Genomic DNA, 23,159 nt, shown 5'->3' on the forward strand with positions numbered 1-23,159 from the left:
ATGGTTCTTTTTAGGGTAAAATAATCTTATTGGTCTAATTTGAAACGGTTAAACAGCGCCATACGTATAAATTCAGTGTGTTATACATATGTTGGCTTGTACAAGCCACTTTATGCGCAGTCAAGAAACATGCAGATTTCCAGCTTATTCGTTGAATTAAGGATACATAAGAGAGGAAGACATGCCTATGGAGCAACCCGAGCAACCCCGCATTTGGCCGGATCGGTTTAAACGATTTTTTCTGAATAACAAGTTCGTCCTTTTTCTGTTAATTCTGCTGCTGGTAGGACTGAACGTGATGGTTCTTACCAAGGTATCCTTTGTTCTGCATCCGCTCGCGGTGCTGATCAAGACGATCGTGCTGCCGATTATTCTGTCGGGTATCCTCTATTATCTGCTGAATCCGATTGTGGATGTCATGGAAAAGTGGAAGATCAAGCGTGGCTGGTCCATTCTGATCTTATATCTCGCCATCGGAGGCATCCTGACAGTCGTCGTGCTGGCAGTCATTCCGGTTGTGCGCAACCAGATTACGGGGCTGATCGAAAATTTCCCAACGTACAGTGAGACGGTAAAGCATCAGTTTGAGGAACTTACGGGCAGCCAGCTGTTCAGCCAATTCCAGGAAGCGGTGAATCTGAACTCCCAGGACTGGTGGGGCACGATCTCCCAGAAAGCCACTGAGATTCTGAATTCGACCTGGACCAAACTGGGTGGATTCCTTGGGGCATTCACCGAGACGGTGCTGTCCATTGTAACAGTCCCGTTTATCCTGTTTTATCTGCTCAAAGACGGCAAGAAACTTCCAGCGAAAATTCTGTCTTTCCTGCCAATCAAGAGCCGTACGGGTGCAATGCATGTACTGGAAGATATCAATCACCAGATCAGCTCGTTTATTCGTGGACAGATTATCGTCAGTTTCTGCATCGGCATTCTGCTCTACATCGGTTATATGATTATTGGTCTGGATTACGCGCTGATTCTTGCCATTATCGCATCGTTTACCAGTGTTGTTCCGTACCTGGGACCTGCAATCGCGATAACGCCTGCGTTAATCGTGGCCCTGGTCACTTCTCCGGTGATGCTGCTGAAGATGGTAGCGGTGTGGACGATCGTGCAATTAATTGAGGGTAAATTCATCTCACCTCAGATTATGGGCAAAACGCTCAAGATTCACCCGATCACGATTATCTTCGTCATTCTGACTTCAGGCAATCTGTTCGGTGTAGTGGGCATTCTGTTGGCCGTTCCGGGATACGCTGTGCTGAAAGTATGTGTGTCGCATATCTTCAACTGGTTCAAGGATCGATCCGGTCTATATGATCCGAAGAATAACAATCTACTGTAACCGGAGTGGGCAAGCCCTTAGCTTAACCTGTAATAAACTTCCTTTTTGGCAAAATGGTGCCCTTATTCAACAGAACCCCCGTCCATCGGCGAACAGCCGAGAGGCGGGGGTTCTGTTGTGTGAACAGGCAGGCTCATGCCTAGCCATGTTTAATATGCTGGAGCGTTTGCAGGAAGATCTCCTCAATATGTGCATCATCCAGAGAATAATACACGGTCTTGCCTTCTTTGCGCCGCTTGACGATCCGCATGTTGCGAAGCGACCGCAGCTGGTGCGAAATGGCCGACTGTCCCATATCGAGCAGCACCGTTAGATCGTGCACACATAATTCCTTCTGCAACAGCGCATCAATAATACGAAGCCGTGTCGGGTCGCTGAATGCCTTGAACCAATCCGCCATCTCGGAAGAGGTCTCGCGATCCATGAGAGAAGCACGAATCGTCTGCACGTCAGCCTCTGTTCCGGAGCACGCCGCGTCGCATTCGGCTGGAGCCTTAACCGGTTGTTCCATTTCCTATCACCACCTATATGAACTCAACCTTTGATGAAGTGTTGTTCTTCGATAAGCCTATTATATCCAAAAAACGTCTAAAGCGAAATGATTACTATTAGCATATTCTGTATGGAAAATCAACTGGAATTGTTGACACTCCTGTTTAGGCGTGCATATAATAGGGTTAACTAGACATATGAATGATTGCTCATATATTGATTGAAAAATCAAAAAAATTACGGATAACCATCATGTTTTACGTACTGCAAAGGGGAGAGTTCACATGGGAACCGGACAGGAACAGGTGAAAAGGGAACTGCTGCTGGATGGATTGGATTGCGCCAACTGCGCATTGAAGATTGAGAATGGCGTCAAAAAGATTAAAGGCATTACCGATTGCTCGGTCAATTTTGTAACCAAAACCTTATCCATGCACACCACATCCGATATGGATGAGCAGGTGGTGGAAGAAGCGAAACGCAAAGTGCTCCGACTGGAGCCGCATATTCGCATCTCGGAAAAAGGTAAACCTTCGCACGGAAGTCGTGCTACTGCCGCGCCAGAAGGCTCGACATCCGGCAACATGCACGCACATGCAGGTAGCAGAGTCCACACGCATGAGCATATGTCGAGTGGGCACGATCATGATGGTCATGACCATGACCATCAACATGGAGTGCATGATCATGCCCATGACCACGGCCATCATCATGGCATTCAAGGGCAAGCGCATGATCATGGAAGTCATGCCGGGCACGATCACGGACATGCGGACGGTCACAACCATGACGCGCACGCCGGACACTCACATGAACATGGCGCTGGGCAGACGAAGGTGCTGCTGGCACGTCTGGCGGCGGGTTCCATTCTGGTGGCAGCCGCGATCTGGTCTCCGCTGGAAGGATGGGCGCAGCTTGCTCTCTATGTTGTCGCTTATCTGATCGCAGGGGGAGATATCGTCCTTCAGGCATTCAAAAATATCATTCGCGGTCAGGTATTCGATGAATACTTCCTGATGTCTGTGGCTACCATCGGTGCTTTTGCTATTGGTCAATACCCCGAAGGTGTTGCGGTCATGCTCTTCTATCAGCTCGGTGAGCTGTTTCAGGGAATGGCGGTTAATCGCTCAAGGAAGTCGATTCAGTCGCTTATGGATATTCGCCCGGACTATGCCAATATGCTGATCGGTACGGGAGAAGAGACCAAGCGGGTTACTCCGGAAGAAGTACGTATTGGTGATCGCATTATAGTGAAAGCGGGTGAGCGGGTACCTCTGGACGGGATCGTCAAGGCAGGTCGTTCCATGGTGGATACGTCTGCTCTGACGGGTGAATCGGTGCCTCGTGAACTGGAACCCGGCAGTGATGTGCTGAGTGGATTCGTGAACAAAAACGGGATGTTAACCGTTGAGGTAACGAAGACCTTTGGTGAATCCACGGTATCCAAAATTCTGGACCTGGTGCAGAATGCGAGCAGCCGCAAAGCCAAAACGGAGCATTTTATTAGCAAATTCGCCCGTTATTACACCCCGGTTGTTGTCATTCTGGCCGCATTGATTGCGCTTGTTCCACCGCTGGTGCTCAGTGGAGCAACGTTCGCCGATTGGATCTATCGAGCACTGGTGTTCCTCGTGATCTCTTGTCCGTGTGCGCTGGTCGTTTCTATTCCACTTGGTTTCTTCGGCGGCATCGGAGCTGCCTCACGTAACGGTATACTCATCAAAGGAAGTAACTACCTTGAAGCATTGAACGATGTCAAAGTCGTTGTTTTTGATAAAACGGGTACACTAACCAAAGGTGTTTTCAAAGTAACAGCCATTCGCCCTGAAGGGGGACGCACGGAAGATGAATTGATGGAGCTTGCTGCGATTGCTGAAGCCCATTCAAACCATCCAATTGCTGAATCCATTCGCGCAGCTTGGGCAAAAGATATCCGGACTCAAGGTGTGGACGATTACGATGAGGTAGCCGGACATGGCATCAAGGTCAGTGTAGATGGACGTAAAGTGCTTGCTGGTAACGCCAAATTGATGGAACAGGCGGGTATCTCCTACACGCCTCCACAAACCGTAGGTACGGTGGTGCACGTTGCCGAATCAGGTTCGTATGTCGGTCACCTGATCATTGCCGATGAGGTGAAGGATGACGCAGCGGCAGCCATTCAGGCACTCAAGAAGCTCGGTATCCGCAAAACGGTCATGCTGACAGGGGATGCCAAGGCTGTTGGTGAAGCTGTAGGTCGTGAGCTGGGTGTCGATGAAGTATACGCTGAGCTGCTGCCACAGCATAAAGTCGAACAGCTGGAGCGTCTCGAAGCTTCCAAATCTCCAAAAGAGAAAATGGTGTTTGTCGGTGATGGCATTAACGATACGCCAGTGCTCGCACGCGCCGATGTAGGCGTAGCGATGGGCGGACTCGGTTCGGATGCTGCAATTGAAGCGGCCGACGTGGTCATCATGACGGATGAGCCATCCAGACTGGCAAGTGCGATCCGGATTGCAAAACGAACACGAACTATTGTTTGGCAAAATATCGGTTTTGCATTGGGTGTCAAAGCGATCTTCCTGCTGCTGGGTGTGTTCGGCATTGCGACCATGTGGGAAGCCGTATTCTCTGATGTAGGAGTGACCGTGCTGGCTGTCCTGAACGCCATGCGAGTACTGCGGGTAAAGGACATCTAAGATTTACGAAACGATCCGTACGGCTCTTCGTATATACGTAGAGCCGTTTTTTGTTTTTATATCTGTGGTTTATTTTTAATGGAGTTAGGGGAGGACATGGTGGCAGGAGCAATTGTTGGTCTGATATGTGGCATATGTTATTTCGTACTGGGGTTAATGGTTTACAAAAAACCGCCTAAAAAAATCAATGGCATATATGGATACCGTACCCCGCGCGCGATGAGTAACCCGGAATTGTGGGAAGAAGCACAACGATACAGCGCCAATTTGATGATGCAGTTTGGTGTCATTATCACGGTGTTTGGCATTCTCGGTTTCTGGTTTACCGATGTACAAGCATTGGTTCTGAGTCTTTTCGCTGTCGTGTTCTATACGGTACGGCTGTTTACCAAGGTTGAAGGTCGCTTGAAGGAAATGCAGCGTGTTCAGCAGCAGGGACAGAAGAAGCAAGGCGCTTAGAAGCATGATGTGAATTCGACCTGAACAAGAGATCCGCGAGAGCGGATCTTTTTTGCGTCTTATAGAGGTAGAGAAGAGAGGGAATTACATTTAACAATATATTGGAAAGCTTTTATTGAGATATTCAGTTGATGTTTGAGACATACTATATATTCCGGTCAAAAATCTAACGTTGACGTTAACGTTAATAATATATATAATTATGTACATAACATTACAGACATATAAAAGTGAGGTGAAGGAAATGAGTTTATATAAAATCGACGACGTAGCGAAGGAATGCGGTTTGACCAAGCGTACCATTCGGTATTACGAAGAGATCGGTGTTATGCCTTCACCTCAGCGGACGGACGGCGGTACACGGTTGTACACCCGGGAAGATATCGATTATCTGAAAAAGGTGGTCCGGGCGAAGGAAGTGTTGGGTTTCTCGCTTCAGGAGCTGCATACCTATGTGGCAACGGCCGATGCGCTGAACGAACAGCGTTTTGATTATCAGCAGACCACTGAAGTGAGGGAACGGATCGAGAAGCTCACCAAGATAGAAGCGACGCTGGATGACCAACTGCAACTCATTGAGCAGAAACTTCAGAGCATTCATGCCGTACAGGAGGAACTGGAGCAATTGCGTGAACGGGTTCAGAACGGCATTCGACGGTTGGAAGGGCACGAGGATGACACATAAATGAGCATTTTGCATAAATCCAAAGAGCGTGTTCCAATCAGCATGATATAGATCGAAATGCTTTTATCCGTCTATATCATGTACCCGAAGCGAATGCATCGAATGATGCAAAATGCTCAATAAGTATTCCACAACAAGCACCGGGAGATCCGGTGTCATTTGTGCCGTTTTGTTTCCTTTATTTCTGAAAATAAAGATGATTATTTCACTATTTTCACAACGTTTCACAATTTGTTTCACAACATAAATCATGAACCAGGAGGAATTACGTATGAAAAGAGAACCCTCATTACCTGACGAATTGCCGTCATCCCGTGGTGGTCTATTATCCCAGCCCAGAGCGGTATGGGCAGTAGCCTTCGCCTGTATCATCTCCTTTATGGGACTGGGATTGGTTGACCCTATTCTGCCTGCCATTGCGGATCAACTGCATGCTTCCAAAAGCCAGGTATCTTTATTGTTTACAAGTTATAACGCAGTTACCGGGGTAGCCATGCTGATTACCGGGGTAGTATCCAGCCGGATTGGTGTGAAGTGGACACTGCTCAGCGGGATATTGCTGATCATTGTTTTCTCTTTCCTGGGCGGAACCTCTGATACCGTAGGTGCACTGGTCGGTTACCGTGGCGGTTGGGGACTGGGGAATGCCCTGTTCATCGCAACTGCATTATCCGCTATTGTAGGACTGTCCACTTCGGGGACAGCCAAAGCGATTATTTTGTACGAAGCAGCGCTTGGTCTGGGGATTGCCGTGGGTCCATTGCTCGGTGGTGAACTGGGTTCCATCTCATGGCGTGGTCCGTTCTATGGGGTAGCTGTTCTGATGGCGATTGCTTTTATCAGTATTACGTTTATGCTGCCTAAGATGGCCAAACCCAAAACTCGCAGTTCCTTGTCCGATCCGTTCAAGGCTCTGGGTTATCCTTCATTGAAAACATTGGCGATTACGGCATTCCTGTATAACTTTGGTTTCTTTACCTTGATGGCTTATTCACCTTATGTCATGAATCTGGATGAACACGGACTCGGTTATGTATTCTTCGGTTGGGGTCTGATGCTGGCAATTACGTCTGTATTTGTCGCTCCAAGACTGCAACGTCGATTCGGATCGGTTCCTTCCATGAGCGTTATGCTGACCCTGTTCGCCATTGATTTGCTGGTGATGGCTGTCGGTACGGTGATGGGATCATCCACAACGGTTATTGTGGCCGTTATCGTGGCCGGGGTTTTCCTTGGGATCAACAACACGTTAATTACAACGGCAGTCATGGAAGCTGCGCCCGTGGAACGTTCTGTGGCATCGGCTGCATACAGCTTTGTCCGCTTCCTTGGAGGTGCGCTGGCACCTTGGCTTGCTGGTAAATTGTCCGAGTGGTTCCTGCCGGAGACACCGTTTTATTTTGGCGCATTGATGGTTCTGATCGGGGTCGTTGTGCTTCTGGTACGCCGCAGACATCTACGCGATATCGATGCTGCTATTACGAACCATTAATGAACAGGAGGAATGGAACATGCTGAAACAAATATTGGTTGCGGTCGATGGGTCGGATCATGCACATAAGGCTCTGGAGCAAGCTGTTGATCTGGCAGAAAGTTTGAAACAACCGGCTTCCTTGATTATCATACATGTCAATCCTTCGATCTCGCTGAATGAGCCCGCACTGGGTGTGGACCTGGAAGCAAGGATCGCTGAAGAAGGACAGCATATCATACAACCTGTTAATGACTTGTTATCCGGTCGTTCGGTTCATTCTGAAACTTTGCTGATTGCCGGTGATCCTGTGAATGAGATCTGCCGGGTAGCGAAGGATAGGGACTGTGATCTCATTGTGATGGGTACGGCCGGGAAAAGCATGCTCGCCGAAATTGTGGTGGGAAGTGTCAGCCACGGTGTCCTGAAACAGGCAGGATGTCCGGTGATGACTGTGAAATAGTGGTATGACCTTCTTGTGTGGATGTTGCTAAAGTAGTGTATAAATAGGTATAGGGAAACTCTGCGGTAAACATGAATGGAGGATACAGCAATGAAAAAACAACATCTGTTCATCTGGGGCAAGCCCACCGAATCAGTAGACTATAAAGCACTTCAAGCACCATACTCTGGAGAAACGCTGGCAGAAGTATCCACAGCGTCGCCTGAGGAAGTCGAAGCGGCGATTGCCGCTGCAATTCAGGCGGGTCAAGAGATGCGCAGAATGCCTGCCCATCAGCGTGCGGACATCCTTTACAAGCTGTCAGCCATGCTGGAAGAACGGAAGGAAGAAGCGGCACGGATTATTGCGTTGGAGGCAGCGAAGCCGATTACGGCGGCGCTCGCGGAGGTTGATCGTACGGTGGAAACGTATCGTTTCGCCGCAGAGGAAGCCAAGAGGCTCACTGGAGAGACGGTCCCCATGGACGCAGCAAAAGGCGGAGAAGGACGGATCGGGTATACGATGCGACAGCCCTTGGGCGTTATCGGAGCCATTACACCGTTTAATTTTCCGATGAACCTGGTGGCTCACAAGGTAGGCCCAGCACTGGCGGCAGGCAACACAATTGTGCTGAAACCGGCGGAACAGACGCCGCTGTCTGCCTATTATATCGCCAGCTTGCTTCGGGAAGCCGGATTACCGGATGGAGCATTGAATATCGTGAGTGGTGACGGCAAAACGATTGGTGATGTGCTTGTAGAGCATCCCGATGTGGCTCATATTACATTTACAGGCAGCCCTGCTGTAGGCCGAAGCATTCGCAGCAAAGCCGGGCTGAAACGGGTAACATTGGAGCTTGGGTCCAATGCGGCAGTTATTATAGACCGGGATGCCAATCTGGACAGTGTGGTGCCGAGATGTGTGACCGGAGCTTTTACGTACCAAGGACAGGTGTGCATTTCATTGCAGCGGATTTATGTGCACAGCGAGATTGCGGATGAGTTTATTCGCCGCTTCGCTGAAGCCGCAAAACAAGTCGTAGTAGGAGATCCGCTGAACCCGGAAACTGTCGTCTCTGCGCTCATTACATCCAAAGACGTGCAGCGTACAATGGATTGGATTGATGAAGCGAAGCAGGCAGGCGCTGAGGTTGCAGCAGGCGGCGTAGCCGAGGGAGGCATATTGCGTCCAACGGTGCTGGTTAACGTTCCTCGGGATGCCAAGGTATCTTGTCAGGAGGTATTCGCCCCCATCGTTGTCATTGATACAGTGGAATCGGTTGAAGAAGGCATCGAACATGTGAATGATTCCATCTATGGGCTTCAGGCGGGTGTGTTCACGAATAATATTCATACCGCATTGCATGCAGCGGACCACATTGAAGCAGGCGGCGTGATGATTAACGATATTCCCACATTCCGTGTGGACCATATGCCTTATGGCGGTGTGAAGCAGAGCGGCATGGGACGTGAAGGGGTCAAGTATGCCGTGGAGGAAATGACGGAATTGAAGTTTGTCATGTTTAACAAGAACTGAAGACATTTTAGGGCGAGCGGATAATTTGAGGTGAAAACAAAATAGGTAATCCTGTGCCCAAGTTAACGGGTGCAGGATTTTTTTGCTTTTTCTGCATCGATCCATTCCGTCAAAAAAATACATAGCCTTTCTTCAATGACCCAGGGTTCACATCTGATGAGAAGGGTATAAATACTTATCATACCGCAAATCTACCCATTAGATGCCTATCATATCACCGAAACATTTTGTATCCATTCAGAGAAATGAACGGAATTTTGGGGTACAGAATGGTTGGAAGTCTTATAATCTCACACTTGAATTTAAATACAATGCAGTATGAATAAGCCTGAACCTAGAAGTTACAGGCCAGACAGGAGGTGTATTCAAATGGCATATTCCATGGCTGATGTATCCGGGATGTCCGGTGTAAGTCTGAGTGAATTGGGACAGTACGCTGAGACGGGGCTGCTGAATCCTGCCTTCGTGGGTCCAGATGAGGATATTTACTATGAGGAACCCGAGTTGCTGAGACTGCAGCAGATTCTCTTCTGTAAAGAAGTAGGCATGGAGGAAGAAGAGATAGGACCCATGCTCAGGGACACCCCTCGAGACATGATCCGTATTATGCAGCAGCATCGGATCGAGATACTGGAGAAGGCACTTCATTTGCATGGATTGATTCAGACACTGGACAAAACCATCTCCTATTTACGTGGCGAGCAGGAACTGAGTCAGGACGAACTGTATGCTGGGTTTTCGAATAAGGGGCGTCATCGGCTTTTGAATGAAGCGGCCTCTGACCATGCAACCAAGAATTATTCTGAACAGAAGCAGACAGAGGCCAGTCAGAAGTACAACATTTCCCCGGAGCCATCCACCCTGCCTGAGGTTCAGGAGATGAAGTCGAAGGAAGATTTTCTCGATTCCCAGGCGAAGCTTGACCGCATTCATCTGGATTTGCAGAGGGCTATCGAGAATGGGTTAGAACCCGGAAGCCCCGAAGTGCAACAGATTATCGGCAGACATCTCGAATGGATCAAGGATTATTACACCCCTACGGCAGAGATCTACCGGGATCTGGGCAATCTGTACGTCGAACACAAAAACTTTCGTCAGATGTATGATGGGTACCACCCCAAGTTGGCCGAGTTTTTGCGAGACGGGATGATGATAAAAGCGGAACAGGATTTATCCTAGATGCATAAAGTATCATGGGCGAGCGGAACATGGGTGTGAGATAAGAATGATAACAAAGAGCGCAGTCCTTTGGGAGGATGCGCTCTTTGTTATGGACATCATCGTAAGGCCGATGAACTCTCCATCGGCTTATTTGCCGTACTTGAGGTCCTTAGGATAATTCCAACTGCTCTGTAATCAGGCTTACCGCCTTTTCCAGGAAAATGCGGTCTTCATCGTCAAAACGGTTCTTGAGCGGACTGTCGATGTCGAGCACGCCGTACAATTCGCCGTTTTTGATAATCGGCACAACAATTTCACTGTTCGATGCGGCATCACAGGCGATATGGCCTGGAAAAGCATGAACATCTTCAACGACCAGTGTACGTCTTTCCGCAGCAGATGTGCCGCACACACCGCGTCCAAGCGGAATACGGATGCAGGCAGGCAACCCCTGAAAGGGACCGAGTACAAGTTCTTTTCCATCATACAGATAGAAGCCGACCCAGTTGGTATCGGTCAAAAATACATTGAGCAGCGCCGCAGCGTTTGCCAGATTGGCAATGGCGCTAGGTTCATCACGGATCAGAGCACTTAACTGTCCCAGGACGGCGGTGTGCTGCTCGCTTCGTGTTCCTTCATAGGAAACAGCTTGAAACATGGTAAATCACCCTCCCGAGCAAAAATGGTACTTATTTTCAAGATAGTGCAGAGCCTCCGGTTAGTCAAGCGGAGGATTTCGGAAAAGGAGGCCAATCCCCGAGTATCCCCCTGTTTCTCATCTTCCTGCGTGGGGTAATTACTTAGCAATCACGGAGGGCTACAACCCGGGAAGGAGCTTGGCTTATGCATGCAGAGGTACAGAATCTTTTTGTACGAATTCATCTTTTATATTTCGCTCAGAATCAGGACTTAACCATTGGCGACGCGTTGCCTCTATTGGAAGAACGGGGATATCGTGTTGGAGAGCGAGAGATCAAGCAGGAGCTTGAGCATCTGACACAGGAGAACTTCCTGACTGCCCATGGAGATCAATGGAGCCTCACGGGGACAGGCATTGAGGAGTTTAAAGAAATCATAGCTGTCTTTGGCCGAGTAAGCGAAGAATTACTTGCGACAGGCAAGAAAACGTCTAACGTCTGAACTTGAATTGGACAGGCATGCCCGGGCATACTTCAAACTGGAATGGATTCATACGTAACAACAAGACCGGGGGCGGAAGAGACCCGGTTTTTTTGATGTGATTATGATGACTGAACAGTTGCCATTCAGCGCAGGTTATGGTTAGATGGCTATTGAATCTTATGGTCTTAGAGATAGTTCGGATCGGAGTGTCTTTATATGTATAAATGCAAAGGGAGAATTCCCGAACTAGAGACAGGGCGTCTGCGCCTGCGCAAAATGCGTCGTAGGGACGCAGCCCAGATGTTCGCTTGCTGGTCAGACCGGGACGTGACCCGTTATATGAATTTGGCGCCCATGATTGGGACAAGCGAAGCTGCGGACATGATTGGGCTGCTGAACCACATGGCAGGAGAGGAGGAGGCGATTCGCTGGGGAATCGAACTCAAGGAGACGGGACAGCTTATCGGCAGCTGTGGTTATAACACATGGCAGCTTGAAGGTGCATTCCGGGGCGAAATCGGATATGAGTTGGGCCGTGAACACTGGCGTCACGGGTACATGACGGAGGCATTTTCGGTCTTGCTGCCTTTCGGGTATGAAACGATGGGTCTCAATCGGATCGAGGCGCTGGTAGACCCGCGTAATTTGGCTTCCGGTGAGTTTCTGACGAACTGCGGCTTCACGCGGGAAGGCCTGTTGCGTCAAGTGCAGCATACGTCCACCGGATATAAGGACATGGTGATGTATTCCCTGCTGTACGATGAGTTTTTGCGTAAGAGAGATAAATAAAAGAAAGCAATATATAATTTTTCACATTGAAATTTACACAATAACGAAGGGGCAGAACAAAGCTGGAGAAGCGGAGCGTTCGCATTTATCACCGGATTTCCCCTTTTGGAGGGGATGGAAAAAATCTGGGGATAACAGCGATCGAAAGATTGTTCTGGTCCGTAGTGGGCTGTGTAAATCAATGTTCCAATTATATAGAGAATTGAAGAGAGAAGGGTTTGAGTGAATACAACCGGAGGTTTGAACCGCAGTTTCATCTTGGCAGGATTACTGCTGGCAACCTTTTTGTCAGCGATTGAAGGTACGGTGATTGGACCAGCCGGACCAACCATTGTTAGTGAATTAGGTAGTGTGCAGCTTCTCAGCTGGATCTTTACCGCATATCTTCTGACGATGGCTGTGAGTACGCCGATCTTTGGCAAAATCAGTGACCTGTACGGGCGTAAGCCGGTATTTCTGATTGGCTGTGCCTTATTTTTACTGGGTTCACTTCTGTGCTGCCTTTCGCAGAACATGGAGCAACTGATTATTTTTCGCGCGATTCAAGGGATTGGCGCAGGTGCGGTGGTCCCCGTTACGTTTACAATCATTGGTGACATTTACCGGATTGAAGAACGAGGCAAAATACAAGGCTGGATCAGCTCGGTGTGGGGCATTTCATCTTTGGCCGGACCGCTGCTGGGCGGTTACTTTGTAGATAATCTGGGCTGGCAGTGGATTTTTGGATTCAATGTGCCGTTCGGGCTGCTGGCGATGTGGTTTGTGTTTCGTTATTTGAAGGAAGAAATGTCTCCGCGTACCGCCAAAATTGACTATATGGGTGCATTGACCTTTACCGTTGGTATTACCGCATTGCTCTTTGTATTGTCCGCAGGTGGACAGTATTATGCCTGGAGTTCTCCGATTATTGTGGGACTGAGCATTGTGGCTGTTGTTTTTATGATTTTATTTTTTGTGGTGGAAAAAAGGGCCCAGGCCCCGATGGTTCCTCTCCATCTCTTCCGTATTCGGGACATTCGGGTGGCGAATATCGCCGGACTGTTAACCAGTACCCTGATGATTGGCCTGACCAGTTATTTGCCTCTTTGGGTGCAGGGGGTTCGGGGCGGTAATGCGACTGAATCGGGGTTGCTGCTTGCACCGATGTCGGTTGGTTGGCTGATCGGTAGTGTTCTTGCTGGCCGTCTGTTGATGAAGATTGGATCACGCTTAACAGCGGTGATTGGATTAACCGGGATCGCCATTGGATCGGGAGGACTCTTCCTGGTCGGTGGAACGTCTCCTCAGGCGGTACTGTTTATATTAACCTTTATTTACGGACTCGGCTTCGGATTTGCTTTTACCATATTCACCATTATTGCGCAGTCGTCGGTCGGCTATAAGGAACGTGGATCTTCTACGGCGCTGCATACCTTCATGCGTACGCTGGGACAGACCATCGGGGCTGCAGCGTTTGGTACATGGTTGAATTACCGAATTTCAACGTTGTCGGACGAACAGCATCTTGCAGATGCAGGCATTTCGGAAGGGGATCTGAATCAGCTGCTTGCTCCACATACAGAAGCTGCGCTGTCGGATGACAAATGGGCGCTTCTTCGTAACGTATTGGAAGGAAGTCTGCATTCCTTGTTTGTCATCATGTTTGTCATTGCCATTATCTCATGGATAACGACACTGGCCTTGCGCAAACGGCTAATCGTTCCTGAGAAAGCAGCAGATGCTCCGCCAAAGGCCCAAGCTTCCGGGCAGTGACGGGAAAAGAATTAAGGCAGCTGTTCCTCGGCGGCCTTTTTTGGTTTATTATTTTCTAAAAGGAGCTTGCAATAAATGGGAGGCAGGTTGAAATGACAAATCAATGGACCAGATCGATCTGGGTAGTACCTTTCCCAATCAAATGTCTGGCAGCCATATTGACCAGCACTTCAATTTCTCTGATTGTCGGGATCATGGAATATGTCCCCTTGGCGGAACGAGCGGAACATACATATTACTATCCCTTCTGGTATACATTGATCATAAGCGTTCTTATCAGCTCGGCTATTCTTCTGTTTCTGATACTGCCTTTATCGTTATTTGCGGATCATGTGCTTGCTTCCCGAAGAATGAATAGAATTGTAACCAAGGTGATATTTGCAATCTTAACGTATTTGCTCCTTGGAGTGGGGAGTGGAGTGTTGTTCTCGATCTTTGTATTCAAGTTGGATGCCTTTGAGTATACAGGTCATTATCAGTACATCGTTATAATGACCTTTGTCTTTCTGTTGTGGCAACTAGGGCTGAGCGGGTTATTAAGCAGGGGCCGTGATGAGAACAGATCAGATAGCATCATTGATAAATAGCCAACTCATGCTGAATGGAGGCGCGGATGATGTTTCCCAATAATCTAAATTCGTCCAAGGAAGATGAAGCCAAACGCAAGTACGAAGAGAATCAAAGAGAGATTGAGGGTCACAGCCGCTCGGGTCTGTCCAGTTACATTGTCGATTTGCTGATTGCAGGTGGGTTGGTCGTCGCTGCCCTAACGTTATTGATGTGGATTCTGTATCTTTGATGAACAACTACGAACAACCGGTACTGCCTCTATAGGCAAACCGGTTATTTGTAGTGGAACAGGTGATACAGTTCTGGTCGTCTTAGCCGTTTGCAGATAAACGATCCGCACCGTGTGCAAGCCTTTCCAACAGCTCAGAGAGCAATGTTTTATCATCCTCGCTAAGGCCGCTGACCGCACGATCTATTTTGTGTGCGTAACCCGGATAGATGTCATCCATCGTACGCTGGCCTTCCTCGGTCAATTCTACGAAAATAATGCGTCTGTCCTGCGGACAGTGTTTTCGAAGTAAAAGTCCCTTTTGCTCCAGCTTGTCAATGACATAGGTGACATTTCCGCTTTGCAGCAGAAGCTGCGCACCGACTTGTTGAATGGGCTGTGCTCCTTTCATATATAACACTTCGAGCACCCCGTAAGCGGTGGGGTTGAAGCCATGCGCTTTGCTTCCGGATACAGCGTGTTCATTCACGCTCTTGAATGTCTGGGCCAAGGTGCGGTACAGATGAAGAGAACGTTCGGTTCCGATTTCCTGTAATTCCAGCATGCTGATCCCGCCTTTTCAGATTATTGGAGTTGATGTGAATTTACATTTGACGATTCAGAGGTTCGCCATGTTTTTATTGTAAGTGTCTGTTTCCACGAAAAACATGCGATATGTCACAAGATTTGCATTTTTAGCAATTAAAATTTAATCATTTTCCATCTTTTCTGCTCTCAGGCATTATTTTGCTATGGATTCCTGGAGCACGGGTGAATTCATTATACAAATGCCCCAAATGATCAAACATTTCCTCATTAACTCGATTACAATAACAATAATGAATCAAACAAGCACCTGACAGGACAGGGAGTGAATGATATGCAAATCGAAAACAAAGATACAGTCGGACAGGAGTCCATATTGGACGTACATATTACGGAAGCAGGGTATACTGCGGGGCAATCGATAATACGAAACATCCGAATTCATGTGGCGCCGGGGGAACTGGTGGGCATTATCGGACCGAACGGGGCTGGTAAAAGCACCACTATCAAAACGTTGCTTGGCCTGATGGAGCATGCCCAGTACGAAGTAACTATTGGAGGAGACGGGCGCTATGCCTATATCCCGGAACAACCTGTTTTTTACGAATATATGACGCTGTGGGAACATCTCGATCTGGCTGCAGCTGCTTATGAGATGGAAGATGACATCTTTATAACCAGAGCGGAGGAGCTGCTGGTTCGTTTCGGAATGGACCATGTGCGCAACGATCTTCCGGCGAGTTTTTCCAAAGGCATGCGGCAGAAAATGATGCTGATGATCGGTTTTCTGTCCTCGCCGGATGTATATATTGTGGACGAGCCTTTCATCGGTCTGGACCCGCGGGCAACCAAGGATTTTCTGAAATTGCTGGATGATGAACGCCGCCGTGGTGCAGGTGTGCTCATGTCTACGCATGTATTGGATACTGCTGAGCGAATCTGTGATCGCTTTATACTCATTCACTCTGGACGTTCTGCTGCCGAGGGAACGCTGGACGAAATTCGTGCAGCCGCAGATTTGCCGGAAGCCTCGTTATTTGACTGTTTTGATACACTGACATCCTGACCGGAAAGGGGGAAGATGAGATGGAAACCTTCCAGCGTTACACACCACTTGGTTTATACCGACGCAGACGCAGAGAGCACTTCAAAGAACAGTTGAAAAACCTGAAACTGGTGGTCGATTGGACGGTATGGGTATACCTGCTTGTTCCCGGTCTGTTATATCTTGGTGGGTGGTATGTGAGTTCATGGACCAAACCGCTGCCCTCATGGGCGACTGGCATAACGCTGCCTACACTGACCGGATTGATCGACATCGTTATACTTACAGGCGGCGTGCTGATATTTGTAGAGGAAGCGGACGTGTTATTCCTGAAATCGAGGCCGTTGTGGATGCGAACATTGATGAAACAGGGGATGTACCGGGCTTGTTTGCAGCATCTGGGCAAAATGATTGCGATTATGGCTCTGACGGCACCACTTTGGTCCCGTGTCTATGACATGTCTTTTATCCAGATGGCTCTTATAGCAGTCTGGTTCGGGGCAGTTGCTTCATTTCAGGCTATTGTCCTGCATATGACGAAAGTGCGTCATACCGGGTGGAGACGCTGGATTCGAATGATCCCTTTGGCTGCTGCAATGGGCATCATGACGGTGATTGCAACATCATGGATGCATACACAGACCTGGAGAATGATGCTGGGTACTGTGCTGGTAATGCTTCTAGTAATTACGGTTGGCCAGATGAGGCTGATCATGAAGGGAACATTTGAAGGCGATGTGCGTGAGGATCTACGAGGAAGACTAAAGCTCACGGCACTTTTACTTAGTCGATCTGTGACCAAGCCCAAAGCACCGCGCACACGGACGATGATCTTTCGCAAGCCGCGCAAGTTGCTGCGTAATCGTTCCATCGCTAATCGGACAGCAGAGACGGCATTCAAGGCATTTTTTCGGAACTCATCAACCATGAAGTTGTATTTGCAGCTTGGTGGCTTATCGATCGTTGCCGTTGCGCTGCCGCCTTTTCCGGTCAATGCGATTGTGTGTGTATTGTTGATGATCATGCTGAGTGTACTCTTTTACCGTTCATGGGATGTATTTGCTACCTCCGATTATATTCAGCTCGTATCATACGATACCGAGGCGTTGAACCAGGCAGCGCAGACCATGGTAAGGATGTTGTTCATACCACTGGGGATTCTGATGGGATTTTCATTGGGAGCAGCATGGTTGGGCTGGTTGGAGGGCGTTGTTACAGCTGCTGCTGTCGTGGCATTGGGGTTATTTATCCTGTCTATAACGGGCTGGATTCGTTCTCTCCGTTCCGATTGATTGATATTCTTCCTCGCATCGTAGCATATCCGGTCGTGTAACTGACCATGCTATATAAGGGCAGCTCCTAACGTTTTGAAGGTAAGAGATGAGCTAGCAAGGAGGAAGAGATTATGTTGGAAGATCGTGAACTTCAGGTTCATTTCTCAGACCGTACAGATCTGCTTGCCGCTCAGGCGACACTGGAGGAACTGGGTTATAAGCCGTATCAATCAGGTCCGCTGGAATTGTACATTCCTACAGATCGTCAGGACCCGCAGTCTGCTGTGGAAATCGTACAATCCCATGGAGGGAGTGCGGTGTTTGCATCTTCTGTAGAGGATCTGGATCAGTTTCAGAATATATCCATACCGGCTCATCTTGTGAACGAAGATTGGGATGAAGCATATACGAACGGAAGCCAGACAGAGAGTCCCGAGAAGGGTCTGCATAACCGGGACGATGACCCGACATATGATGATTCCGTTGATGGATTTTCCGGTAGTGTCAAAGCGTAAGGATCACTTAAGCGATACCCTCGCTGCTGAAAAAACCTCGAACACCACAGATCGTGGAATGTCGAGGTTTTTCATGTTTTTATTACGGAATTCGTACGGGATTTTGTTATACATCATGAAATGTTTGCATCATACACGAGCGTTTTTATACGCTGCTGCATGCATACCAGCCGTGTATCCTGTAGAGAAGGCAGCGGTAATATTATAGCCTCCTGTGTATCCGTGAATGTCCAGAACTTCGCCGCAAAAGAATAGTCCCGGCAGCAGCTTGGATTCCATGGTTTTTGGGTATATCTCCTTTAAGTGGATCCCTCCACCAGTTACAAAGGCTTCTTTGAGAGAGCGTGTTCCGTCTGCGCGGAAGGTAAAAGCCTTCATTAGCCCAACCAATGTAGTTAACATACCTTTGGGAAAATGGTGGAATGTGAGGTCTTCGCTAATCTCCGCACGTTTCATCAATAATGGAATCATGCGTTCAGGAACCCATGTTTTCAGTATGTTTTTAACCGCTTTGCGGGATTCGTGTTCCAGCACCTGCTGAACCTGGTTTTCCAGTGCACCAGCGGACAGATCCGGGAACAGATCAATACTCATCGTGACCTGAGGATTTCCTGATTTCATCTGTACCTTGCGAATGAACTGGCTGCAACGCAGCGCGATGGGTCCTGACACGCCAAAATGGGTAAAGATCATATCTCCGCGATGGGAAATGACCGATTTTCCTTTGGCATCCAGAACAGATAACCCAACATCACGCAAGGAGAGGCCTTGCAGTTCTTTGGATTGAATCCAGCTCTCGCCAGACACAATCGGTACTTCCGTCGGATACAGCTCTGTAATCGTATGTCCAGCTGCTTCCGCCCAAGGATAGCCATCTCCGGTTGATCCGGTTTGAGGAACGGATTTGCCTCCTGTAGCGATGATGACAGATCGCCCAAGCACTGTTGTACCGGAAGCCAGTTTAACGCCCTGCACATGTTGACCGTTCTGAATTAAATCCTTAACCGGCTGTTTGGTGCGGATCTCTACCCCGAGGGAAACGATTTTGCCTACCAACGCATCAACGACCGTTTTCGCTTTATCGGTGACCGGGAACATTCTTCCGTTATCCTCTTCTTTCAGGGCAATACCGAGATTCTCAAAGAAACGCATAATACCCTGATTGTCCAGATTCTGAAATGAACTATATAAAAAGCGTCCATTGCCTGGAATATGTCTGATCAGTTCATCCGTCTCCTTGGCATTGGTCACATTACAGCGACCTCCCCCAGAGATTCCAAGCTTGCGGCCGAGTTGATCTCCTTTATCCAACAGAAGTACGGAGGCTCCATACTCGGCAGCAGCCACACAAGCCATTAAGCCCGCCGACCCGCCGCCAATTACAATGACATCATACATATTTTATTACCCTCTTTTTTTATTAATTTTATCGGTATACCGCATTTGTATCCAATCTGGGGATTGAAAATCAATCATCTATATATAGATTGGGGTTTTTATTTTAATCTATATATAGTGTGTTCAAGCATTTATTATCGAATTATGCAGGATTATGTTTAAATGGTACATATTTTTGACCATTTATGGGAAATCAATCGTTCTATTATGCTGTCTTAAGGGATATATTGTAATATACTGTCGCCTATGTTTTAATCAGAAATACATAAGGGATGTGCAGGCGAGGAGGGAGATGGCATTGTGGTTGCGTTAAAGGATATTCTTATACAGGTTCTGCTTGCAGGATCTGCAGTATTCCTGATTCCCTTATTCCATCTGGGGCTCACAAGACAGGCTGCCGCCAAGTTGGAACGTGCTGGAATGACGCAGATCAGTTTTGCTGCAACCAGCATGGTAAGCATGCTGCTGTGTTTGCTTTTTGCCTACTATGCGAGTTCAGTGTCCGTCCCCATTTCCATGGGTATTGTGCCTTTGACCCTCGTCATATTGTATTGCAAACCCCGCATCGGTATCATGTTGTCTCTTCTCCACATATTCTTCTATTTTCTCTTTGCGCATCCCTATAATCTGTTCGAATTTCTACTTCAAACGGGCGTTCTTCTGTATCCTATTGTATGGTTGTCAGCCAAACGATTCAAGCATTATACACGTTCACGCAAAATGGGAACGATTATCGCCTTGATTACGGCTGAACTGGCTGTGGCCAGTGTACTGTACATCCTATCAGTTGAAAGCGAGCCCATCTTCTTCACAGTGGAGTGGGTGATGATCTTCCTGGGATACTTGATAGGCGCAATCATTGCCGGCAGTCTTAGTATGCTCTGGATTGAACATATGCAGCATCATCGGGGACTGGAGCAGCATCTATCCGAAGTTCATCACAGATACATAGCAGAAACGGAAAAGCTTAACCAAATTCTGAATGCCGTGCCTTTATCTATCGCTACTGTAGATAAGGAAGGGACCGTACAGTTTGTCAACGACACCATGGAGCAAACAGCACGGGATCAATTGCCCTGCACCACGACACCGGATTTGATAGGACATCCGGCAAGTCAGTTTGTCGAACAAGCTCAGGCAGACAAGATGGAGAGCGGTATTCAAAAAGCCATTGTTCATGGAGAAGTGAGCGGACTGACTGTACGATACGGCTCCCATGTGTTCCAGTCCCGAACAGTGCCTCTTTATTCTTTTTCCAAAGAGTTTCCAAGAGAGGTTACAGGAGCCATGTTGATCATTCAGGATATCACTGAGCTTGAAATGCTGCGAAGTGAGCTGGATAATGTGGATCGCCTCAGTCTGGTGGGCCAAATGGCCGCAAGCATTACCCATGAAGTAAGGAATCCGATGGCGGTTGTGCGTGGTTTTCTTCAATTAATGCAGGAAAAAAGCCCGCAGTCCCTGGATCATTATTACCGGATCGTTCTGGAAGAGCTGGATCGCGCCAACAGCATTATTAATGATTTTCTTTCATTGGCACAAAATCGGATTGCCGAGAAAGAAGAATCCCAGCTGCATGACATTATTCATGAATTAAGTCCATTGTTATGGGCGGATGCAAATTTGCGCGGTCAAAGTATCGAATTCAATCTTGCTCATAATGTACCCAAGCTGCATCTGAATTCCAAAGAAATCAAGCAAGTCGTCCTTAATCTGGCCCGTAACGGAATGGAGGCCATGAATGAAAAGGGGGTACTTACGCTGGAGACCCGATTGGTGGATGACACTGTAGAGCTCTGTGTACGAGACACAGGGCCGGGTATACCTCCAGGAAAACATGAGAAGCTATTCGAACCTTTTTTTACAACCAAGGCAAAAGGAACCGGATTGGGTCTATCCATGTGTCTGAGCATTGTGGAGAGGCATAACGGAAGCATCACTGTAGAATCGGAGGAGAATCAAGGGACGACGTTCAAGGTGACATTTCAACGCTGAAGCCTTAAGCATATTTTGCCAAGAATGAAGACATCATATTGAAGAAGAAGCCTTTCCGCAGGCGGTGTCTGATCCTTGCTTTCATTGCTTAGGGATGTATAATAGGAATAGCATAAAAGCATTTAATTTTTGAAATAATAGAACCTACATGTTTAAGGAGTGAAACTGAATGTCGATGTCATTTGATCAATACATGAAAGATATGGTTCAGCCAATGCGGGATGAGTTGACTCGTTTGGGAATTCAGGAGCTTCGTACACCGGAAGAAGTTGAAGCAAGTTTGCCGGATGCGAAAGGTACTGCTCTGGTTGTCATTAACTCTGTCTGCGGATGTGCGGCAGGTCAGTGCCGTCCGGGTGTATCTCAGGCACTTCAGCATGACATTACGCCAGACCACCTGTACACGGTATTTGCTGGTCAGGATAAGGAAGCTACCGCAAAAGCACGTGAATTCTTTGCACCGTACCCTCCATCTTCACCGTCTATCGCCTTGATGAAAGACGGAGAACTCGTTCACTTTATCGAGCGTCACCAAGTGGAAGACCGTTCTGCGGAGGAAATTGCGGCTGAACTTACAAGTGCGTTTGACCGTTACTGCCGTTAATCAGCTCCAACAGCGCCCCGCCCTTCGGATGACCGATGCCGGGGCGTTTCATTTTGAGTGGATAAGGTTATTGAACCATTCAGACCTTTCAAAGTGGACATCAAATTTCATTATTGTAGAAACGGGGTGTGTGAACGATGAGTTTGCAACAACAGATCATCGCTGAATTGAAGGTTAAACCAAGCATTAATGAAGAAGAGGAAGTGCGCAAACGCGTTGATTTTCTCAAAACGTATGTAAAAAACGCAGGTTCCAAAGGATTGTTGATTGCGATTAGTGGGGGTATAGACAGCGCTGTAGCTGCTGCGCTCTGCAAAAAAGCGACGGACGAGCTGACTGCCGAGAACAATCAGGAATACAAGACGCTGGGTGTGTTCCAGCCTTACGGGGAGCAATCGGATATCGGCGATAGCTATGCTGTTGCGAAAGCTTTTGACCTGAAGCATGTCGTGGAAACAAACATTGAAGATGCCGTTAACGAGATTGCTCTTGAAGTGGAGCAAGGCTTCAAATCCATGGGCAGTCCGCGTCATATGACTCACCAGGGCAAAGGGAACGTGAAAGCGAGAACCCGCATGGTGATGCAATATGCTCTGTCTTTTGAGGAAAATTTGCTGGTGGTAGGTACAGACCATGCTTCCGAAGCCATTACGGGCTTTTACACCAAATGGGGTGACGGTGCTGTCGATATCACACCATTGAGCAGTCTGAACAAACGTCAGGTGCGTCAGCTGGCTGCCTACCTTAACGTACCGCAGTCCATTTTGGACAAAGCTCCTTCGGCGGGATTATGGGAAGGCCAGACAGATGAGGATGAACTGGGTATTTCGTATGAAGCGAACAGTGACTATCTGGAAGGCAAACCAATCGACCCGGCTGCACAGGAACGTCTTGAAGCATTCTACAAGCGTACACATCACAAACGCAATGCCATTCCTGGCATCTAATAACGATGCAGGCGTGCCAGCCGTGAATGGTTAAGACCCGTATCTGAACAGGGTGAACAAGCAAAGAGTCTCTGCATAAGCAGCGACTCTTTTTTGTTATGTGGATAGGATGTACTCGC

The 23,159-nt window shown here is 48.1% G+C and carries 23 protein-coding genes; 19 read left to right on the plus strand and 4 right to left on the minus strand.

The features are described from left to right. Positions 1-187 precede the first annotated feature (187 nt). A complete protein-coding gene (locus tag JNUCC31_RS18100) occupies positions 188-1,348 on the plus strand; it encodes an AI-2E family transporter (protein ID WP_192263042.1) in 1,161 nt (386 codons plus the stop codon). 139 nt (positions 1,349-1,487) lie between these two features. Here the strand turns inward: JNUCC31_RS18100 and JNUCC31_RS18105 are convergent, their stop codons facing one another. Then, positions 1,488-1,859 (minus strand): ArsR/SmtB family transcription factor, encoded by a 372-nt coding sequence (locus JNUCC31_RS18105; protein ID WP_192263044.1) that lies wholly within the window; start codon positions 1,857-1,859, stop codon positions 1,488-1,490. 265 nt (positions 1,860-2,124) lie between these two features. On the opposite strand from JNUCC31_RS18105, the gene JNUCC31_RS18110 reads away from it, so the two are divergent. The 7 genes from JNUCC31_RS18110 (at position 2,125) to JNUCC31_RS18140 (ending at position 10,293) form a co-directional block, all read left to right on the plus strand. Further along, positions 2,125-4,521: a heavy metal translocating P-type ATPase gene (locus tag JNUCC31_RS18110; RefSeq protein WP_192263046.1), complete on the plus strand. Its 2,397-nt coding sequence runs from the start codon at positions 2,125-2,127 to the stop codon at positions 4,519-4,521. 96 nt (positions 4,522-4,617) lie between these two features. After that, positions 4,618-4,980 carry an SdpI family protein gene (locus tag JNUCC31_RS18115; RefSeq protein WP_192263047.1) on the plus strand — a complete coding sequence of 121 codons (363 nt, stop codon included), beginning with the start codon at positions 4,618-4,620 and terminating at the stop codon, positions 4,978-4,980. Between the two features lie 244 nt (positions 4,981-5,224). Beyond that, positions 5,225-5,665, plus strand: coding sequence for a MerR family transcriptional regulator (locus JNUCC31_RS18120; protein ID WP_192263048.1), 441 nt, complete (start codon positions 5,225-5,227; stop codon positions 5,663-5,665). 271 nt (positions 5,666-5,936) lie between these two features. Continuing rightward, the gene (locus tag JNUCC31_RS18125; RefSeq protein WP_192263049.1) at positions 5,937-7,157 is read left to right on the plus strand and encodes an MFS transporter; all 1,221 of its coding nucleotides are present in this window, start codon (positions 5,937-5,939) and stop codon (positions 7,155-7,157) included. 19 nt (positions 7,158-7,176) lie between these two features. Further along, positions 7,177-7,599: a universal stress protein gene (locus tag JNUCC31_RS18130; protein WP_192263050.1), complete on the plus strand. Its 423-nt coding sequence runs from the start codon at positions 7,177-7,179 to the stop codon at positions 7,597-7,599. A 90-nt stretch (positions 7,600-7,689) separates the two neighbouring features. Beyond that, positions 7,690-9,114, plus strand: coding sequence for an aldehyde dehydrogenase family protein (locus JNUCC31_RS18135; protein WP_192263051.1), 1,425 nt, complete (start codon positions 7,690-7,692; stop codon positions 9,112-9,114). Positions 9,115-9,483: 369 nt separating this feature from the next. After that, entirely contained in the window at positions 9,484-10,293 is an 810-nt protein-coding gene (locus tag JNUCC31_RS18140; protein ID WP_192263052.1) for a MerR family transcriptional regulator, read from the plus strand. 151 nt (positions 10,294-10,444) lie between these two features. On the opposite strand, the gene JNUCC31_RS18145 is transcribed toward JNUCC31_RS18140, so the two are convergent. After that, positions 10,445-10,933: a GAF domain-containing protein gene (locus JNUCC31_RS18145; RefSeq protein ID WP_192263054.1), complete on the minus strand. Its 489-nt coding sequence runs from the start codon at positions 10,931-10,933 to the stop codon at positions 10,445-10,447. 185 nt (positions 10,934-11,118) lie between these two features. Here JNUCC31_RS18145 and JNUCC31_RS18150 point away from each other — a divergent pair, with 185 nt between their 5' ends. The 5 genes from JNUCC31_RS18150 (at position 11,119) to JNUCC31_RS18170 (ending at position 14,737) form a co-directional block, all read left to right on the plus strand. Beyond that, positions 11,119-11,415 (plus strand): hypothetical protein, encoded by a 297-nt coding sequence (locus JNUCC31_RS18150; protein ID WP_192263056.1) that lies wholly within the window; start codon positions 11,119-11,121, stop codon positions 11,413-11,415. 198 nt (positions 11,416-11,613) lie between these two features. Next, complete coding sequence (locus JNUCC31_RS18155; protein WP_192263058.1) at positions 11,614-12,186, plus strand: GNAT family N-acetyltransferase; 573 nt, start codon at positions 11,614-11,616, stop codon at positions 12,184-12,186. 240 nt (positions 12,187-12,426) lie between these two features. Beyond that, positions 12,427-13,938: an MDR family MFS transporter gene (locus JNUCC31_RS18160; RefSeq protein ID WP_228469746.1), complete on the plus strand. Its 1,512-nt coding sequence runs from the start codon at positions 12,427-12,429 to the stop codon at positions 13,936-13,938. Between the two features lie 92 nt (positions 13,939-14,030). Further along, positions 14,031-14,525, plus strand: coding sequence for a hypothetical protein (locus tag JNUCC31_RS18165; RefSeq protein WP_192263062.1), 495 nt, complete (start codon positions 14,031-14,033; stop codon positions 14,523-14,525). Positions 14,526-14,551: 26 nt separating this feature from the next. Continuing rightward, complete coding sequence (locus JNUCC31_RS18170; RefSeq protein WP_192263064.1) at positions 14,552-14,737, plus strand: hypothetical protein; 186 nt, start codon at positions 14,552-14,554, stop codon at positions 14,735-14,737. Positions 14,738-14,819: 82 nt separating this feature from the next. On the opposite strand, the gene JNUCC31_RS18175 is transcribed toward JNUCC31_RS18170, so the two are convergent. After that, positions 14,820-15,281: a MarR family winged helix-turn-helix transcriptional regulator gene (locus JNUCC31_RS18175; protein WP_192263066.1), complete on the minus strand. Its 462-nt coding sequence runs from the start codon at positions 15,279-15,281 to the stop codon at positions 14,820-14,822. Positions 15,282-15,596: 315 nt separating this feature from the next. Between JNUCC31_RS18175 and JNUCC31_RS18180 the strand changes: the two genes are divergently transcribed. From JNUCC31_RS18180 to JNUCC31_RS18190, 3 genes are all read left to right on the plus strand, one after another. After that, positions 15,597-16,328, plus strand: a complete 732-nt coding sequence (locus JNUCC31_RS18180; RefSeq protein ID WP_192263069.1) for an ABC transporter ATP-binding protein — start codon at positions 15,597-15,599, stop codon at positions 16,326-16,328. Positions 16,329-16,348: 20 nt separating this feature from the next. Continuing rightward, the gene (locus JNUCC31_RS18185) at positions 16,349-17,599 is read left to right on the plus strand and encodes an ABC transporter permease (RefSeq protein WP_192263071.1); all 1,251 of its coding nucleotides are present in this window, start codon (positions 16,349-16,351) and stop codon (positions 17,597-17,599) included. A 113-nt stretch (positions 17,600-17,712) separates the two neighbouring features. After that, complete coding sequence (locus JNUCC31_RS18190) at positions 17,713-18,096, plus strand: hypothetical protein (RefSeq protein ID WP_192263073.1); 384 nt, start codon at positions 17,713-17,715, stop codon at positions 18,094-18,096. Between the two features lie 129 nt (positions 18,097-18,225). Here the strand turns inward: JNUCC31_RS18190 and JNUCC31_RS18195 are convergent, their stop codons facing one another. Beyond that, the gene (locus JNUCC31_RS18195; RefSeq protein ID WP_192263075.1) at positions 18,226-19,494 is read right to left on the minus strand and encodes a BaiN/RdsA family NAD(P)/FAD-dependent oxidoreductase; all 1,269 of its coding nucleotides are present in this window, start codon (positions 19,492-19,494) and stop codon (positions 18,226-18,228) included. Positions 19,495-19,794: 300 nt separating this feature from the next. Between JNUCC31_RS18195 and JNUCC31_RS18200 the strand changes: the two genes are divergently transcribed. The 3 genes from JNUCC31_RS18200 (at position 19,795) to nadE (ending at position 23,040) form a co-directional block, all read left to right on the plus strand. Beyond that, positions 19,795-21,489 (plus strand): two-component system sensor histidine kinase NtrB, encoded by a 1,695-nt coding sequence (locus tag JNUCC31_RS18200; RefSeq protein WP_192263077.1) that lies wholly within the window; start codon positions 19,795-19,797, stop codon positions 21,487-21,489. Positions 21,490-21,658: 169 nt separating this feature from the next. Then, a complete protein-coding gene (locus tag JNUCC31_RS18205; protein WP_192263080.1) occupies positions 21,659-22,093 on the plus strand; it encodes a BrxA/BrxB family bacilliredoxin in 435 nt (144 codons plus the stop codon). 137 nt (positions 22,094-22,230) lie between these two features. After that, positions 22,231-23,040 (plus strand): NAD(+) synthase, encoded by an 810-nt coding sequence (nadE, locus tag JNUCC31_RS18210; protein ID WP_192263087.1) that lies wholly within the window; start codon positions 22,231-22,233, stop codon positions 23,038-23,040. The last annotated feature ends 119 nt before the right edge of the window (positions 23,041-23,159 follow it).

The sequence above is a fragment of the Paenibacillus sp. JNUCC-31 genome, assembly GCF_014844075.1.
Classification (GTDB): Bacteria; Bacillota; Bacilli; order Paenibacillales; family Paenibacillaceae; genus Paenibacillus.

Bases quoted from the DNA above. Each gene is read 5' to 3' on its own strand.
- JNUCC31_RS18100 (WP_192263042.1), top strand. From the start codon at position 188: ATGGAGCAACCCGAGCAACCCCGCATTTGGCCGGATCGGTTTAAACGA.
- JNUCC31_RS18105 (WP_192263044.1), bottom strand. From the start codon at position 1,859: ATGGAACAACCGGTTAAGGCTCCAGCCGAATGCGACGCGGCGTGCTCC.
- JNUCC31_RS18110 (WP_192263046.1), top strand. From the start codon at position 2,125: ATGGGAACCGGACAGGAACAGGTGAAAAGGGAACTGCTGCTGGATGGA.
- JNUCC31_RS18115 (WP_192263047.1), top strand. From the start codon at position 4,618: ATGGTGGCAGGAGCAATTGTTGGTCTGATATGTGGCATATGTTATTTC.
- JNUCC31_RS18120 (WP_192263048.1), top strand. From the start codon at position 5,225: ATGAGTTTATATAAAATCGACGACGTAGCGAAGGAATGCGGTTTGACC.
- JNUCC31_RS18125 (WP_192263049.1), top strand. From the start codon at position 5,937: ATGAAAAGAGAACCCTCATTACCTGACGAATTGCCGTCATCCCGTGGT.
- JNUCC31_RS18130 (WP_192263050.1), top strand. From the start codon at position 7,177: ATGCTGAAACAAATATTGGTTGCGGTCGATGGGTCGGATCATGCACAT.
- JNUCC31_RS18135 (WP_192263051.1), top strand. From the start codon at position 7,690: ATGAAAAAACAACATCTGTTCATCTGGGGCAAGCCCACCGAATCAGTA.
- JNUCC31_RS18140 (WP_192263052.1), top strand. From the start codon at position 9,484: ATGGCATATTCCATGGCTGATGTATCCGGGATGTCCGGTGTAAGTCTG.
- JNUCC31_RS18145 (WP_192263054.1), bottom strand. From the start codon at position 10,933: ATGTTTCAAGCTGTTTCCTATGAAGGAACACGAAGCGAGCAGCACACC.
- JNUCC31_RS18150 (WP_192263056.1), top strand. From the start codon at position 11,119: ATGCATGCAGAGGTACAGAATCTTTTTGTACGAATTCATCTTTTATAT.
- JNUCC31_RS18155 (WP_192263058.1), top strand. From the start codon at position 11,614: ATGTATAAATGCAAAGGGAGAATTCCCGAACTAGAGACAGGGCGTCTG.
- JNUCC31_RS18165 (WP_192263062.1), top strand. From the start codon at position 14,031: ATGACAAATCAATGGACCAGATCGATCTGGGTAGTACCTTTCCCAATC.
- JNUCC31_RS18170 (WP_192263064.1), top strand. From the start codon at position 14,552: ATGATGTTTCCCAATAATCTAAATTCGTCCAAGGAAGATGAAGCCAAA.
- JNUCC31_RS18175 (WP_192263066.1), bottom strand. From the start codon at position 15,281: ATGCTGGAATTACAGGAAATCGGAACCGAACGTTCTCTTCATCTGTAC.
- JNUCC31_RS18180 (WP_192263069.1), top strand. From the start codon at position 15,597: ATGCAAATCGAAAACAAAGATACAGTCGGACAGGAGTCCATATTGGAC.
- JNUCC31_RS18185 (WP_192263071.1), top strand. From the start codon at position 16,349: ATGGAAACCTTCCAGCGTTACACACCACTTGGTTTATACCGACGCAGA.
- JNUCC31_RS18190 (WP_192263073.1), top strand. From the start codon at position 17,713: ATGTTGGAAGATCGTGAACTTCAGGTTCATTTCTCAGACCGTACAGAT.
- JNUCC31_RS18195 (WP_192263075.1), bottom strand. From the start codon at position 19,494: ATGTATGATGTCATTGTAATTGGCGGCGGGTCGGCGGGCTTAATGGCT.
- JNUCC31_RS18205 (WP_192263080.1), top strand. From the start codon at position 21,659: ATGTCGATGTCATTTGATCAATACATGAAAGATATGGTTCAGCCAATG.
- nadE (WP_192263087.1), top strand. From the start codon at position 22,231: ATGAGTTTGCAACAACAGATCATCGCTGAATTGAAGGTTAAACCAAGC.